Annotated in this window: 15 protein-coding genes; 7 read left to right on the top strand and 8 right to left on the bottom strand. The window is 66.6% G+C overall.

Translation table 11 applies throughout. The features are described from left to right. Positions 1-53: 53 nt before the first annotated feature. The gene (locus AC1DXS_RS06020; protein WP_477736653.1) at positions 54-1277 is read left to right on the top strand and encodes an MFS transporter; all 1224 of its coding nucleotides are present in this window, start codon (positions 54-56) and stop codon (positions 1275-1277) included. Positions 1278-1304: 27 nt separating this feature from the next. Beyond that, positions 1305-2345, top strand: coding sequence for an NADP-dependent oxidoreductase (locus tag AC1DXS_RS06015; protein ID WP_477736652.1), 1041 nt, complete (start codon positions 1305-1307; stop codon positions 2343-2345). 58 nt (positions 2346-2403) lie between these two features. On the opposite strand, the gene AC1DXS_RS06010 is transcribed toward AC1DXS_RS06015, so the two are convergent. The 6 genes from AC1DXS_RS06010 to AC1DXS_RS05985 all read right to left on the bottom strand — a co-directional run bounded on the left by AC1DXS_RS06010 (position 2404) and on the right by AC1DXS_RS05985 (position 8014). Further along, the gene (locus AC1DXS_RS06010) at positions 2404-3582 is read right to left on the bottom strand and encodes a M20 aminoacylase family protein (protein ID WP_477736651.1); all 1179 of its coding nucleotides are present in this window, start codon (positions 3580-3582) and stop codon (positions 2404-2406) included. Continuing rightward, complete coding sequence (locus tag AC1DXS_RS06005) at positions 3579-3959, bottom strand: helix-turn-helix domain-containing protein (RefSeq protein WP_477736650.1); 381 nt, start codon at positions 3957-3959, stop codon at positions 3579-3581. Before AC1DXS_RS06005 ends, AC1DXS_RS06010 begins: the two co-directional genes overlap by 4 nt. A 136-nt stretch (positions 3960-4095) precedes the next feature. Then, entirely contained in the window at positions 4096-4599 is a 504-nt protein-coding gene (locus tag AC1DXS_RS06000) for an Lrp/AsnC family transcriptional regulator (RefSeq protein WP_477647638.1), read from the bottom strand. 43 nt (positions 4600-4642) lie between these two features. Next, positions 4643-6043 carry an aminotransferase class III-fold pyridoxal phosphate-dependent enzyme gene (locus AC1DXS_RS05995; RefSeq protein WP_477736649.1) on the bottom strand — a complete coding sequence of 467 codons (1401 nt, stop codon included), beginning with the start codon at positions 6041-6043 and terminating at the stop codon, positions 4643-4645. Between the two features lie 142 nt (positions 6044-6185). Beyond that, positions 6186-7112, bottom strand: a complete 927-nt coding sequence (locus AC1DXS_RS05990; RefSeq protein WP_477736648.1) for a 2-hydroxyacid dehydrogenase — start codon at positions 7110-7112, stop codon at positions 6186-6188. A 2-nt stretch (positions 7113-7114) separates the two neighbouring features. Then, positions 7115-8014 carry a GNAT family N-acetyltransferase gene (locus AC1DXS_RS05985; protein ID WP_477736647.1) on the bottom strand — a complete coding sequence of 300 codons (900 nt, stop codon included), beginning with the start codon at positions 8012-8014 and terminating at the stop codon, positions 7115-7117. A 316-nt stretch (positions 8015-8330) separates the two neighbouring features. Between AC1DXS_RS05985 and AC1DXS_RS05980 the strand changes: the two genes are divergently transcribed. From AC1DXS_RS05980 to AC1DXS_RS05960, 5 genes are all read left to right on the top strand, one after another. Next, positions 8331-8999 carry a haloacid dehalogenase type II gene (locus tag AC1DXS_RS05980; RefSeq protein WP_477736646.1) on the top strand — a complete coding sequence of 223 codons (669 nt, stop codon included), beginning with the start codon at positions 8331-8333 and terminating at the stop codon, positions 8997-8999. 19 nt (positions 9000-9018) lie between these two features. After that, on the top strand, positions 9019-9378 hold the full coding sequence (locus tag AC1DXS_RS05975; RefSeq protein WP_477662795.1) for a cupin domain-containing protein: 360 nt from the start codon (positions 9019-9021) through the stop codon (positions 9376-9378). Beyond that, on the top strand, positions 9375-10658 hold the full coding sequence (locus AC1DXS_RS05970; protein ID WP_477736645.1) for an NAD(P)/FAD-dependent oxidoreductase: 1284 nt from the start codon (positions 9375-9377) through the stop codon (positions 10656-10658). The genes AC1DXS_RS05975 and AC1DXS_RS05970 overlap by 4 nt, the downstream gene beginning before the upstream one ends. 156 nt (positions 10659-10814) lie before the next feature. Further along, positions 10815-12389: an ABC transporter substrate-binding protein gene (locus AC1DXS_RS05965; RefSeq protein WP_477736644.1), complete on the top strand. Its 1575-nt coding sequence runs from the start codon at positions 10815-10817 to the stop codon at positions 12387-12389. Between the two features lie 46 nt (positions 12390-12435). Then, the gene (locus tag AC1DXS_RS05960; RefSeq protein WP_477736643.1) at positions 12436-13611 is read left to right on the top strand and encodes an MFS transporter; all 1176 of its coding nucleotides are present in this window, start codon (positions 12436-12438) and stop codon (positions 13609-13611) included. A gap of 62 nt (positions 13612-13673) precedes the next feature. Here AC1DXS_RS05960 and AC1DXS_RS05955 read toward each other — a convergent pair whose 3' ends face one another. Together AC1DXS_RS05955 and AC1DXS_RS05950 are read right to left on the bottom strand one after the other, a co-directional pair. Then, complete coding sequence (locus AC1DXS_RS05955; RefSeq protein WP_477736642.1) at positions 13674-14516, bottom strand: nucleotidyl transferase AbiEii/AbiGii toxin family protein; 843 nt, start codon at positions 14514-14516, stop codon at positions 13674-13676. Next, a complete protein-coding gene (locus AC1DXS_RS05950; RefSeq protein WP_477736641.1) occupies positions 14509-15603 on the bottom strand; it encodes a hypothetical protein in 1095 nt (364 codons plus the stop codon). Before AC1DXS_RS05950 ends, AC1DXS_RS05955 begins: the two co-directional genes overlap by 8 nt. Positions 15604-15609 lie beyond the last annotated feature (6 nt).

Genomic DNA, 15609 nt, shown 5'->3' with positions numbered 1-15609 from the left:
AACAAGGCGCTCCAACAAGGCTTCACAACGCTTTCCAACAAGGATTCACGTTCATGTCATCACCTTCCTCTTCTGCCTCCATCGATCCGCTGGCCCCGGGCGAAAGCCCTGCCGGCAACCCGCCCGGCGAGGCCGCCCCGCTCTGGCCGGCGGTGGCTTCACTGTCCCTGGGCGTGTTCGGCCTGGTCACAGCCGAATTCCTGCCGGCCAGCCTGCTGACCGCCATGGCCGCCGACCTCCATGTCACGGCGGGCGCGGCGGGCCAGGCCGTCACGGCCACGGCGCTGGTGGGTGCGGTGGCCGCGCCCACCATCCCTTTGCTGACCGCGCGCTTCGACCGCAAGCGGGTGCTGCTGACGCTCACCGCACTTTTGCTGGTGTCCAACCTGCTGGCCGCGACAGCCGGCTCGCTCGCGGTGCTGCTGTTCGCGCGCGTGGTGCTGGGCATCGCGCTCGGCGGCTTCTGGTCGATGGCGGCCGCATTGGCCATGCGCCTCGTGCCCGACAGGCTTTTCCCGCGCGCGATGTCGCTGGTGTTGACCGGCGTTTCGATCGCCACGGTCTGCGCGGCCCCGGTCGGCGCGTGGATGGGCAGCCTCTGGGGATGGCGCAGCGCTTTTGTCGCGGCGGGCATTGTTGGCTTGCTGGCTTTCGCCGTGCAGCTGGCCGCCCTGCCTGCGCTGCCGCCGCGCGACCGCGCCAGCTTGCAGGGCCTGCGCGACCTGCTCGGGCGCGGGCCGGTGCGTGTTGCGCTGCTGGCCGTGCTGCTGGTCATTTCCGGCCACTTCGCGGGCTTCACCTATATACGCCCCGTGCTTGAAGATGTGACCAAGCTGTCCGTGGCGGCGATCTCGGCCGTGCTGCTGGGCTACGGTGTCGGTGGTTTCTTCGGCAACTTCGCGGGCGGCTGGCTGGCGGGCCGAAGTGAGCGCTACGCCATCGTGGCCGGTAGCGCGATGATTGCGCTGCTCGCCGGTGCGCTCCTCATCGGCGGAAGCTCCACCGCAGTCACCGCCGTGGCTGTCACGCTGTGGGGCTTTGCGTTCGGCGCATTCCCGGTCGGCTTCCAGACCTGGATCGTGCGCGCCGCACCCGACCAGGCGGAGGCCGCGGGCGGCTTGCTGGTGGCGGCCTTCCAGATCGCCATCGCCACGGGCGCCATCGCGGGCGGCCTGATGGTGGATTGGGCCGGGGCGCTGGGCGCACCCGCATTTGCCATGGTCGCCGTGGCCCTGGGCGGCCTGCTGGCATGGCGGCGCGGGCCCGGTCGCGCTTGATGCCATGAACCACCCATTGAGGCATCCATGACCACGCATCCCCAAGACCTGAACATCAACCGGCGCATCACCTTGGCGGCGCACCCGCACGGCCTTCCGGTGGCGTCCGACTTCAAGCTCGTGACCGGGCCCGTGCCGCGCCCGGGCGAAGGCGAAGTGCTCTTGCGAACGCAATTTCTCTCGCTGGACCCGTACATGCGCAACCTGATGGATCCCATCGGGCCCGGCTATGCGCCGCCTGTTCCGTTAGGCGGCACCATGCCCGGCGGCAGCGTCAGCCGCGTTGTGGAGTCCAGGCATGCTGCCTATCGCGCCGGTGATCTCGTGCTGGCCAACGCCGGCTGGCAGGACTACGCCGTGAGCGATGGGAAGGACCTGCTGGCCCTCGGCGACATGGCCCGCCCATCACTGGCGCTGGGCGCGCTCGGCATGCCGGGCTTCACCGCGCACGTCGGCCTGCTCGACATCGGCCAGCCAAGGCCGGGTGACACCGTTGTGGTCGCGGCGGCAACCGGTGCGGTGGGCGCCATGGTCGGCCAGATCGCAAAGCTCAAGGGCGCCCGCGTGGTCGGCATCGCCGGCGGCGCCGACAAGTGCCGGCATGCCGTCGACGACCTGGGTTTTGATGCCTGCATCGACAGGCACGCGCCGTCCTTCGCGCAAGGGCTTGCCGCCGCCTGCCCTGCGGGGATCGACGTCTATTTTGAGAACGTCGGCGGCGAGGTATTGCTGGCCGTGCTTCCCTTGCTCAATGTCGGCGCCCGTATGCCGGTGTGCGGCTTTGTCGCCCACTACAACGACACGGCGGGCGCGGCCGGCGCCAACCAGCTGCCGCAGCTCCTGGCTGCCATCCTGCAAAAGCGGGTGCATGTGCAGGGCTTCATCATTCTTGACCACTACGGCCCGCGCTTCGACGTGTTCCGCCGTGAAATGGAGGAGTGGGTCAAGAGTGGACGGGTCAAGGCGCAGGAGGACGTCGTGGACGGCCTTTTGAATGCGCCCGCTGCTTTGTCGGACCTGCTGCAGGGCCGGCACGCCGGCAAGGTTGTCGTGCGTACGCAGGCTTAGCGGTGTTTGGCGGCAATTGCCCAAGCGCGCCAGTCGCGGCGGCAAATCCCGAACGCCCTCAGCCCGCGAGCGCCATGCCCGCCACCTGGACAAACCAGCCGATACCCAGCGGCAGCACGGCGTCATTGAAGTCGTAGCTGGGGTGGTGCAAGGGCGGCGTGGCGCCGTCACGCGAAGCCGCGCCCTGGCCCAGCCAGAGGTAGGCGCCGGGCCTGGCTTCGAGCATGAAGGCAAAGTCTTCGGAGGTGAAGGCGGCCGAGGGCGCCATCGACGCTTTCAGGCCCGCGGCTTCGGCGGCGCGCAGGGCGAGCGCCGCTTCCTGCGGTGTGTTCACGGTGGCGGGGTAGTAGCGCACGTAGTCCACATCGATCCCGGTGCCCGTGGCCTGGCCCAGGCCCTGGGCGATCTGCCGGATGGCGGCTTCTATGGTGTCCTGCACGCCGGCATCAAAGCTGCGCACCGTGCCTGTGAGTTCGACGGCCGACGGCAGCACGTTGTGCGACTGCCCGCCGCTGATGCGCGTGACCGAGAGCACCGCGTTTTCGGTGGGCGGTATGCGGCGCGAGGTGATGGTGTGCAATTGCGTCACCAGCTCGCTCGCGGCCAGCACCGCGTCGGGCGTGCGGTGCGGCTGGGCCGCGTGGCCGCCCCGGCCCCGGACCACGATGTCGAAGCGGTCCGCCGCCGCCATGATGGCACCGGGCCGCGTCTGGGCCGTGCCGGCGGGCAGCTCCGGCCAGTTGTGCAGGGCGTAAACCGTGTCGCAGTGGAAGCGCTCGAACAGGCCGTCCTGCACCATGGCGCGCGCGCCGCCGCGGCCTTCCTCGGCGGGCTGGAAGATGAAGTTGACGGTGCCGTCGAAACGGCGTGTGCGCGCCAGGTGGCGCGCCGCCCCCAGCAGCATGGCGGTGTGGCCGTCGTGCCCGCAGCCGTGGTGCACGCCCGGGAAGCGGCTGACGTAAGGCCGCTCGCCTTGTTCAAGAATCGGCAGCGCATCCATGTCGGCGCGCAGGCCCACGCTGCGCTGCCCGTTGCCGGCGCGCAGCACGCCGACCACACCGGTGCCGCCTATGCCTTCATGCACCTCCAGCCCCAGGTCGCGCAGGGCGGCGGCGACGATGGCGGCGGTGCGGTGTTCCTTGAAGGCCAGCTCGGGGTGGGCGTGCAGGTCGCGCCGCAGTGCCACCAGGTCGGGCACCAGGTCCGCGATCTCCTGCGCGATGGTGGGGCTCATCATGCCGTTCGCTGCCGGCCGGCGGTGGTCGTGGCGGTGCTGGAGTACTGCCCCGGCGTCATGCCGAAGGTGGTCTTGAAGTGGCGCGACAGATGGCTTTGGTCGTAAAAGCCCGCCTCGCTGGCCGCGCTGGCGACCGGCATCCCCTGGCGGATCAGGGCCTGGGCGCGCGCCAGGCGCAGCCGGCAGATGTAGCGATGCGGTGAAACACCCACCTGCTCGCGGAACACGGTGGCGAAGCGCCAGATGCTCAGCCCGGCCAGGTCGGCCAGCTCCGACAGCGACAGCGCCTGGTTCAGGTTCTCATGGATGTGCCGCTGCACACGCTGGATCGCTGCCGCCGAACGGGCGGGCGCCGGGATGCGGGGAGGAGGGTTCATGCTGCAAGCGTAGGCCAGCCCCACCGGAGATGGCACCGGATACGGGCGCCGGTGCAGCAGCAAATGTTGAATCGGAGCACAGGGCAGCAAAAGCTGCGGCCCGCGGCCCGCAACCTGCCGGCTTAAAACTTATGCATCAAGCGTGCGGCTGCATCAGCTGCTCGATGGGGTAGTAGTTCTTGACGAAGGGCGTTTTGATCACGATGTAGCTGAAGTATTTTTCGATGCCGATGTTGGCTTCCAGCAGGCCCTCGACGATCTCCTGGTAATGGTTCACGCCGCGCGTGACGAACTTCAGCAGGTAGTCGTAGCCGCCGCTGACCAGGTGGCATTCCACAATCTCGTCGATGGGACGTATGCTCATCTCGAACTTGACGAAGTCCTCGCGCTTGTGGTCCTGCAGCGTGACTTCGGTGAACACCAGCAGCGTGTCGCCCAGCTTCTCCAGCCGGATCTGCGCGCCGTAGCCGCCGATGTAGCCGGCCTGCTCCAGCCGCTTCACGCGCACCAGGCAGGGGCTGGGCGACAGGCCGACGGCGTCGGCGATTTCGACATTGGAGGCGCGCCCGTTTTTCTGCAAATGGCAGAGGATTCGCAGGTCGAGTCGGTCGAGTTTGGGATTGCCGGTAGAGGTATTCATCGTTAACCCCTTTTATGCAAGTTCCGCGCCCAAGTCAATCAGGTCAAGCCAGTGCGCGCCGCACTTCGGGCTGCTCAAGCACGGTGTCCAGTGTGCGGTTGAGTCGCGCGAACATTTCTTCAAATTCCGAGGGCGTGAAGCACAGGGCCGGCGCAAAACCCAGGATGCTGTCACCGAAAGCGCGGAAGATGAGGCCGTTTTCGTAGGCCGCCTTGGCGATGCGGTCGGGCAGCTGCAGCGCGGGGTCAAAGCGTGCCTTGGTGTATTTGTCGCTCACCAGTTCGAGTGCGCCCAGCAGGCCGCGCGAGCGTGCATCGCCCACCAGCGGATGGCGCAACATGGAGCGCAGCCCCGCTTCGAAGTGGGGCGCGACGCGCTGGCCGTTGGCGAGGATGCCGCCCTCTTCGTAAAGGCGTATCACTTCCAGCGCCACCGCGGCGCTGACGGGGTGCGCGGAGTAGGTGGCGCCGTGGCCCACCAGCGCACCTTCGGGCGTGCCGTCGGCGATGCCGGCGTACACGCGCTCCGACATCAGCAGCGCGCCCATGGGCGCGTAGCCGGAGGTCAAGCCCTTGGCCACCGTCATCAGGTCGGGCGATACACCCTCGGCGTCGCAGGCGAACATGGGGCCGGTGCGGCCGAAGCCGGTGATGACCTCGTCGGCCACGAAGAGGATGTCCAGCTCGCGGCAGGCCTGGTGCATGGCCTTGAGCCAGCCCGCGGGCGGCACGATCACGCCGCCCGATCCCTGGATGGGCTCGCAGAAGAAGGCCGCGACGTTCTCCGCACCCAGCGCGTTCACCTTCTCGCGCAATGAGGCCACCGATGCCGCGATCAGCGCCTGCGGGTCATTGCCCGCGGGGCTGCGGTAGAGGTAGGGCGAGGGGATGTAGTGCTGCTCGGGGCGCGGCAGGTCAAAGCCGCGGTGGAAGGCGGGCAGGGCCGTGAGGCCCGCGCCGGTGGACGATGAGCCGTGGTAACCGCGTTCCAGCGCAATGAAATGCTTCTTGGCCGGCCGGCCCGTGCTGTTGTAGTACTGCACGATAAGCCGCACGGCCGCGTCCACCGCCTCGGAGCCGCCGAGTGTGAGGTATACGTGCTTCAAGCCCGGCGGCGCGATCTCCACCAGCTTGGCGGCCAGGCGTATGGCCGGCTCGCTGGCGTAGCTGAAGTAGCCGGTGGCGTAGGGCAGCTCGCGCATCTGGCGCGCGGCGGCCTCCACCACGCTTTCGTGGCCGTAACCGATGTTGACGCACCACAGGCCCGCGAAGGCATCGAGCAGTTCGCGGCCGTCGGCGTCGCGCAGCCAGGCGCCCTTGCCGGAGCGCAGCACGGTGGCGCCGCGCTGCTCATGGCCGCGCCAGTTGGCCACAGGGTGGATCAGGTGCGCGCGGTCGAGCGCCACCAGCGAAGAATCGAGGGAAAGGGTTTTGGTGGACATCATGGGTACAAGCTTAGGCCTGAGTGCGCAGCGGGTGCTGCGGCATGCCCCCCGGCGCACGCACGACCATGCTGTTGTTCGCGCGCGGACGGTAGAAGATTCTGCGGCGCCCCGGGCCCGGGGCCCCAGGCCGGCGATCCAGGCTTTAGTAGCCGCGCGAGCGGTCCACCACACCTTCGAGCGGCAGGCCTGCCTCGTAGCGCCGCAGGTTGTCCAGCAGCGCTTCGCCCGCACTCCCGGCCTGGGTCGCGCTGGCAATGTGGGGCGTGAGCCAGATGCGCGGATGCTCCCAGAACGGATGGCCCTGCGTGGGAGGCTCCGGCTCGCACACATCCAGCACCGCGGCCGACAGCCGTCCGCTTTCCAGCGCGGCGAGCAGGTCGGCTTCCACCAGGTGGCCGCCGCGCGCGGCGTTGACCAGGCAGGCGCCTTCGGGCAGTGCGCCCAACACGCGCCGGCCCAGGATGCCGCGCGTTTCAGGCGTGAGCGGCAGCATGCACACCAGGATGTCGGTGCGGGCCAGGAACTCATCAAGCTCCGCCTCGCCGCTGTAGCAGCGCACGCCCGGTTCGTTGCGGCGCGAACGGTTCCAGCCCGCGCAGTCAAAGCCCAGCAGCCGCAATTGTGCAAGGGCCGCGCGCCCCAGCATGCCCATGCCCATCACGCCCACGCGCCGCGTGGAGGCCGGCCGCACGGGGTGATCCTTCCACTGGCTGCGCCGCTGCTGGTCGAGGTAGAGCGGCATATCGCGATGCAGCGACAGCACGGCCCAACTGACGTACTCGCACATGCAGGCCGTCAGCCCCGGCTCCACCATGCGCACGACGGTCAGCTCCGGCGGCAAGGCCGAAAAGTCGAACTGGTCCACGCCCGCCCCGACCGAGAACAGGATCTCCAGGCTGGGAAGCGTTTCAGCCAGGCGCGGCGGAGGCTCCCAGGCCGCGAGAAAGCGCACCTGATCCGGGTTCACCACCTCGGGCCAGGTCCAGAAGGGCAACTGCGGCATCCTGCGCGCGAACTGCTCTGCCCACACCGCCCCGCGCTGCGCGGGGCCCTTATATAAAAAAGCCATCGTCAGCCCATCGCTTGACTAACGAGCGCCCAGCCACCGAAGGCCGGCCCGCGCTCCAGCGGCCCGCCGCGCACCATGGTCGTCACCGTGTCCACGCGGGGCAGGCCCTGCGCCTCCAGCCATTCAGGCAGCCCGCTGGCGGCGTCAACGTCGATGCGCAGGAACTTGCCGGCATAGTGGCTGCACCAGTGGCCTATGAGTGCCTGCGCCCCCGCAAGATCGGGTGCCACCACGGGGCCGATAGCATGGCCGCGCCCGAAGCGCCGCACGACGGAAAAGCCGACCGCTTCGCCTCCGCTTGCCAGCACCACCGCCTCGCCGTCGGCCAGCAGTTTGCGCAGCATCGCTTCACGCGGCATGCCGGCGCTTCGCGCATCGAGCGCGGCCAGTGTCTTCGCGTCATTGCGGCCCAGCGGGCGCAGTCGCATGCCTTGCGGCAAGGCCACCAGCTGGGCCGGGGCCGCCAGGCCCTGGTGCTGCCGGACCTCGCCCGTGATCGCAAAGCCCATGCGTTCGTACAGGCCGCGGCCTTCGGGCGTGGCGTGCAGCAGCACGGTGCGCCCGTCCAGCCCGGTCATCACCGCGTGCATGAGGTGCTGGCCCACGCGCTGCCCCTGCATGCGCGGCGCCACCACCACCAGGCCCACCGTCGCGTGCTGTTTGCCCCACTGCCAGTGCACAGCCGTGCCCACCAGTTCACCGTCGCGCACCGCGGCCACGCCCTGGCCGTGCGCTACGGCGAACTGCCAGTCTTCCAGCCGGTGCGGCCACTGGAACTCGCGCGACAGCGCCTGCGCGGCTTCAAGGTCATTCGTCGTCAGGCGCCGTAACGACACCCCGTCGGGCAGGGCGCGGCCCACCGCCGCAAGTGCGGCCTGTGGATCAAATAGGTGGTCGGACATAGGGCTTTCCTTCAAAACTTCCGCTCGTCAATACATCGATACATCGATCGCGGTTTGGGGTGATGATGCTTGGCGGGGTGATTTGAGGCTTGTACGATCTTGGCGCCCGCCGCCGCCGCCCGCAGAACGGCACAAAGCGCCTCGTGCCCGCCGCAGTCCGGATGAATACTTTGCGCGTACCGCGCAGAACCGCAACAACTGCGGCGAAGGCTGCCTACGATTGCTTCCTGTATTGAAGCGATTGAAGCGATTGAAGCGATTGAATCGATTGAACCACCACTTTCATCACGCCACCACACCACCCACGAGGCAAACCATGATCTTCCGGCCCAAGTACATCACTTTCGACTGCTACGGCACGCTCACCTACTTTCGCATGCACGAAGTGGCCCACGGCATCGTCGGCGACCAGTTGCCCGCCGAGCGCATGCAGCAATTCATCAAGGACTTCAGCGCTTACCGGCTCGACGAGGTGATGGGCGACTGGAAGCCTTACGACCAGGTGCTGAAGTCTGCCTGGCAACGCGTGTGCAAGCGTCACGGCGTTCCCTACCGCGACGAAGACGGCCAGAAGTTCTACGACGCCGTGCCCACCTGGGGCCCGCACACCGACGTGCCCTTCTCGCTCACCCGCGTGGGCCAGAAGATCCCGCTGGTGATCCTGTCGAATGCGATGAACGATCAGATCCATTCCAACGTGCGCAAGCTCGAGGCGCCCTTCCACAAGGTGTACACCGCCCAGGACGCCGGCGCCTACAAGCCGCGCCTGCAGGCCTTCGAGTACATGCTCGACCAGCTCGGCTGCTCCCCCGACGACATCCTGCACGTGTCTTCCAGCCCGCGCTACGACCTGATGTCGGCCCAGGACATGGGCATCAAGAACAAGGTCTTCGTCAACCGCGGCCACGAACCCAAGCCCAGCGAGCTCTACAGCCACGCCGAGATCCGCGACATCAACGGCCTGCCCGCGCTGGTCGGCCTGTGACCTGAAAGGAAAAGACACTGTGAGCAACCTGACTTTTTTCAAGCTGGATGACCTGGGCGAGGGCCGCGAGAGCCTGCCGGTGCCCGAGAAGCTTTTGGCGGGCGATCCGCGCTTCACGAACTGGGACGTGGATCAGACCGCCGACGGCAAGCTGCGCACCGGCGTGTGGCAGACCACGCCCGGCACGCTGCGCTCCATCAAGGGCGGCGTCTGGGAGTTCTGCTACATCCTGTCGGGCGTCTCGGAGCTGGTCGAGGACGGCGGCAAAACCTACCGCGTGCAGGCCGGTGACGCCTTCGTGATGAAGCCCGATTGGGTGGGCGTGTGGCGCTGCATCGAGACCACGCGCAAAATCTGGACCATTTACGGCAGCGCATGAAGCTCGAATCCTTCTGGACCGATACCACCGCGCCCTTCGAGGGCCGCAGTGACGAGCTGCCCGCCAAGGCCGACGTGGTGGTTGTGGGCGGCGGCTTCACCGGCCTGTCGGCGGCCCGCAGGCTGGCCATGCGCGGCGCCCGCGTGGTGGTGCTGGAGGCATCGGTGGTAGCCGCGGAGGCCTCGGGCCGCAACGGCGGCCATGTGAACAACGGCCTGGCCGTGGACTATGCCACCGTCGCCGCGCGCGTGGGCGTTGAACGCGCCGCCGCCTGGTACCGTGCCTACGACGACGCGGTGGACACCGTGGAGCGCATCGTGCGCGAAGAGGAGATTGCCTGCGATTTCCATCGCCGCGGCAAGCTCAAGATCGCCGGGCGGCCTGCCCATTACGAGGCGCTGGCGCGCGGCTTCGAGCGCCTGCGCCGCGAAGCGGATTCCGAGGTCGAACTGGTGCCGCCGCAGCGCATCCACGAAGAGGTCGCTTGCGACCGGTTCGCCGGCGGCCTGCTGTTCAAGAAAAGCGCGCAGATGCACATGGGCCAGTTCGGCCGGGGCCTGGCGGAAGCAGCAGCCCGGCGCGGCGCGCTGATCTATGACCACGCGCCGGTGCAAAAGCTGCAGCGCCTGCACGGCCATGCCTACCGCGTGCACACGCCGCGCGGCACCGTGGACGCCGACCAGGTGCTGGTGGCCACCGGCGCCACGCGCCATGGCGCGTTCTCCAGCTTCTCTTACTGGCGGCGCCGCATTGTGCCCATCGGCAGCTTCATCATCGTGACCGAGCAGCTCGATCCCACCGTGTCGAAAGCGATGCTGCCGCAGCGCCGCACCTACACCACCACCGACACGCTGCACAACTACTTTCGCCTCACGCCCGACAACCGCCTGGTGTTCGGCGGGCGCGCGCGCTTTGCGCTGTCCAGCCCGCGCTCCGACGCCAAGAGCGGCCAGGTGCTGCGCGAGCAGATGGTGGCGATGTTCCCGCAACTGCGCGACGTGCGCATCGCCTACTGCTGGGGCGGCATTGTCGACATGACGCAGGACCGACTGCCCCATGCCGGCGAAACCGAGGGCCTGTATTACTCCATGGGCTACAGCGGCCATGGCACGCAGATGTCGGTGCACATGGGCGAGTGCATGGCCCGCGTGATGGCCGGCGACCTGGCGGCCAACCCCTGGCGCGACAACCCCTGGCCCGCCATCCCGGGCCATTTCGGCACACCCTGGTTCCTGCCCGCCGTAGGGCTGTACTACACGATCAAAAACAAGTTCGCCTGAGAGCTGCGCCCACCCCCGAAGCGCCTCCGGCGCCTCCCCCTCAGGGGGCGCACCCAGTGGCCCGGCAAAACCGGTTCCACGGGTGCCCTCGATAACACCCCTGGACTGCGTAAGCCGTGGGCGCTGCGCACCACGAGCCACTAAAAGGAGACATGCATGAACGACAACAACCTACTCATTCCAAGCCGGCGCGACGCGCTGGCCGTGCTGATGGCCGGCGGCATGCAGGCCACATTGGCGGGCGGCCTGGCCTCCGCGGTGGTGGCGGCGCAAGCGGCAGCGCCGCGCAAGGGCGGGCGCATCAAGGTGGCCGGCGCGGCTGCCTCACTCAACGACACGCTGGACCCGGCCAAGTTCTCCAACCATAGCGACTACATCCGTGGTTGCATGTTCTACAACGGGCTCACCTCACTGGATGGCAGCCTCACACCCCGGCCGGCGCTGGCTGAGGAATTCATCACCACGGACGCCAAAACCTGGGTGTTCAAGCTGCGCCAGGGGGTGACCTTTCATGACGGCAAACCCTTCACGCCGGCCGACGTGGTGTTCTCCATCATGCGCCACAAGAACCCGGCGACCGGCTCCAAGGTCAAGGCGCTGGCCGAGCAGATCGAAGAGGTCAAAGCCACCGGCCCGCATGAAGTGACCATACGCCTGGCGGCGCCCAATGCCGACCTGCCCGTGATCCTCGGCACCTGGAGTTTCCTCATCCTGCGCGACGGCGTCAGCGATGTGAACGCGCACATGTCGGGTGTAGGCACCGGTCCTTACAAGCTCAAGGACTTCAAGCCAGGCGTGCGCTCTGTGGCCGTGCGCAACGACCGTTACTGGAAGCCCGACCGCCCTTATCTGGACGAGATCGAGTACGTAGGTATAGGTGACGAGGCTGCGCGCGTCAACGCATTGCTGACCGGTGAGATCGACCTGACCATGGCGATCAAACCGCACTCGGTGGACCGCATCAAGGGCAGCAAAAAACACGCCATCTTCGAGACCAAGGCGGGCCTGTACACCGACCTCATCATGCGCCGTGACAGCGGGCCCGGCGCCAACCCGGATTTCGTGCTGGCGATGAAGCACTTGTTCAACCGCGAGCAGATGCTCACGTCCATCCTGCTGGGTTTTGGCGAGGTGGCCAACGACCAGCCCATACACCCTAGCGATCGTTTCTATTTCAAGGGGCTCAAGCAGCGGGCCTACGACCCCGAAAAAGCCAAGTGGCATGTGCAGAAGGCCAACCTCGGCAGCGCGGCCATCCCGGTGGTGGTGTCGCCCGCAGCCTCCAATTCGGCGGAGATGGCGCTGGTGATGCAGCAGGCGGCGGGCCAGATCGGGCTTAACCTGGAAGTGCGCCCTATGCCGGCCGACGGCTACTGGTCGCAGCACTGGATGAAGCACCCCGTGGGCTTTGGCAACATCAACGCGCGGCCGTCGGCCGATTTGATGTTCACGCAATTCTTCAAATCTGATGCGCCGACCAACGAGTCTGCCTGGAAAAACCCCAAATTTGACCAGCTGCTGCTGGCCGCGCGCGCGCAACCCGACCAGGCCAAGCGCGCCAACATGTATGCCGACATGCAGGTCATGATCCATGAAGACAGCGGCATCGGCATTCCCCTCTTCATGTCCAGCATTGACGGGCACAACAAAAAGCTCAAGGGCCTGTCGCCGATCCCACTGGGCGGCTTGATGGGCTACAACTTTGCCGAGAACGTCTGGCTCGACGCTTGATGAACAGGTGGAGGTCTGACGGTCGCGCTCACACCTTTGCCATCTGATGCCTGAGTCCTCGCGACTTCCGCTTCAGGGCCCGGGCGGCGAGCTGGCCCGGCTGATGCTGGCCCAGCTCTTCCTCAACGCCTGTTTCACAGGCACCCGCATGGCCGCGCCGCTGCAGGCGCTGCGCCTGGGCCATGGCGAGGCGGCCGTGGGCTTGCTGATCGCCCTGTTCGCACTGGCCCAGGTCTTTCTTGCGCTGCCCGCGGGCCGCTACTGCGAGCGCCATGGGCTGAAGCGGCCGATCGCGGCCGCGGTGGTGGTGGCCGTGACGGGCGGTGGGCTGGCGGCGGCGTGGCCGGTGTTCCCCGTGCTGTGCGTGGGCGCCTTCCTCACAGGCGGTGCGGGCGGGGTCGCGATCATTGCGATGCAGCGCCACATGGCGCGTGTTGCGAGCGGGCCGGCCGCACTGAGGCAGGCGTTTTCGTGGCTGGCGATCGGCCTGGCCTTGTCCAATTTCCTGGGCCCGGTCCTGGCCGGCGTGGTGATCGACAGCGCCGGCTTCCGTGCGGCCTTCCTGGCCATGGCCGCGCTGCCGCTGATCGGCTGGCTGTCGCTGCGAGGCGCGGCCGACCCCGTGCCTGCCGCGCCTGGCGGCACCGGCCGCAGCGCCGGCGCCTGGGACCTGTTGCGTGAGCCGGGCCTGCGCAGGCTGCTCATCGTCACGGGCCTGCTGTCGGCATGCTGGGATGTTCATACCTTCGTGGTGCCGGTGCTGGGGCACGAACGAGGCTTGCCCGCATCCGTCATCGGCGGCATCCTGGGCGCCTTCGGCATCGCCGCGGCGGCCGTGCGCCTGCTGACGCCGCTGGTGGCGGCGCAACTGCGCGAATGGGTGATCCTGTTCGGCGCGATGGTTGCCACGGCCGTCCTGTTCGGGGTGTATCCGCTGGTGCAGGCGCCGCTCGCCATGGGCGTGTGCTCGGCGCTGCTGGGTTTCAGCCTGGGCAGCACGCAACCCATGGTGATGAGCCTGCTGCACCAGCTGTCGCCCGAGAACCGCTACGGTGAAGCGGTCGCGGTACGGGTGATCGTGATCAACATATCGAGCGTGGGGATTCCCATGGTGTCGGGCCTGGCCGGCTCGCTGATCGGCGCGGCGGGCGTCTTCTGGGCCGCGGGGGTGATGGTCGGGATGGGTGCCCGGCTGGCGGTCGGGTTCAGGCCGCGGGCTTGAGGGGCGATCCTGAACAGATGGGACCAACGCGAGGAAACTAAATTGAGATCATTCAATCGCGATTATCGGAAACCCAAGCTGCGAAGCCATGCGTCGACCTGGGCGAATGCATCCTGTGCGATTTGTGCATTGGTCATCCCCTCTGTGGCGCCCGAATCGACCAGAAACTTTCGCACCGTCTGAGGCCCGAAGTCGTCGGGGTTGGTGAATTTGCCTGCAATGTTCTGGTAGGCAGTCTTGGCGGCACCGACATCGATTAGCGCACGGCAGGCATCTGCGAGAGCCTCAATGCCGTTGCCGTAATGCTTGACCGCATAGTAGATGTCGTAGGCGTCTTTGGGCTTGTCGCGCCCGACCAGGGCATAGCCCTTCATCACCAGGAGCGCCGGAATGTTGGCGATTCGCAGTTTCACGGTGTTATTGCGCCCGTCGGGCATCTGACCGCTAAGCTCGCGCTGTACAAAATTATGGGCGACCAAGTCGGCCCCGTCCGCGCGCTGCACCGCGAAGCCGGCGAGGATCGGCGGCTTGTTCTTGACGATCTTCGCGTTCTTTGGCATGAGGAAGTCGACGATCACGTTTATCGGCTCTCCCTCGTCCAGGCTCACCGCGCGAACCATTTGGAACGCACGCATCTGGCTTTCGCCGCGCCTGTAACCCGCACGTTCCAGAAGATCGACGAGGTTCGCGTACTCGCCGTCTCCCAGTGCTTCTGCATCGAGGCATAAGTCGACATCGATGGTCCCAATATGGGCGGGATCAGCATCGGGATAAAGAAGCCAGGGGACCGAGCCCCCGATGACGACGAACCGGTCGGTGTATGTCCCCAACACTTGTCCGAGCTCAATCAATACTGAGTAGACGGCGTGAGTTGCGCGATCGTCATATTGACCGGGCTCATTCACGCCGAAGCCCCTCAGGCTGCGAAGTCAACATGCGTCCCAATTTTTCTTTCAGAAGAAAGTCCGCAGCTTCGCGATCGCGATCGCCCATCGCCGATAGGTCAAGGTAGGTCTGCAGCAAGCCCGTTCCGCGAAGCGGTTCCGGGGTCAAGGCCATGCTGTCAAGTTGCATCATGTCGTCTTCTGGCTCGTAGATAAAAATATTCGCTCCCGACTCGGAGGGCGATAGCTGAAGGAATTCCTGGATGAGTTCGACTCCGTGTGAATCGGCGTAGAAGAACTCCCCGGCGACTCGAGCGAAAGGCGCCACTCGACGCGCAACCGAATGTCCCGCGAGCAACAAGGTGCTGAACGGCGTCGTAGCGGCCTTCATGAACAGGGTTTGAAGGTGGGTATCCAGCGCGCGGCTGTGGTGTAGCGTGTATCCCTGCGCAGCGAGGGCCGGCCGGTCCCGCTCTTCTCGCCAAGCCTCCAGCAGGGCCAGGGGCTTGACCACGCGAATGCCGGCGTTATCAGTGACAGCCCATTCACGGTCGATGAGCATCTCGCGAACTTTGCTCACTTGCGCCTGGCTCACGTGGGCGCGTGCGGCCACTTCGTTACCCTTGAGCGGCGCGCGTTCTGTGAGCAACACCTTCAGGATGCGGCCCGATTTCGGGCTGAAGATGGACTTTTGCTTTCGCTTGGTGTTAAACGGATTGACGTTCGCCTTCTCGACATCAACGTGAAGATGCGCGAAGCTCATAAAGCAATTGCCCGCAAGATCAAACCAGCCTTGATGTTGCTGGCGCAGGATGTTTCGCGACTCGGGTGAGATGTAGGGGGCAATCACAACGCCGTAACTTCCGGGCTGCAGCTTCATTCGCTCCGTCAAGATGAACGACGCTTCCCGGATGTACCGGGCCTCGCCGGACGCCTTGACCACGATTTGGATGAGTTGCGTGCCTTGGGGCGTGGTGATCCGCAACAGCGCGTCCGGCTCGCCGCGGCCCAACTCATCCATCACATCAATCTCGCTGACGACCGGCATCGCCTCAAGCAAATGCCTGAGCTGGTGGAGACCTTGTTCGAGCTTGGGAGGAGAGTTCACTGATTT

The sequence above is a fragment of the Polaromonas sp. P3_B1 genome (assembly GCF_056402935.1).
The sequence above is the reverse complement of the archived record's forward strand: the minus strand, read 5'-3'. Positions and strand labels throughout refer to the sequence as shown.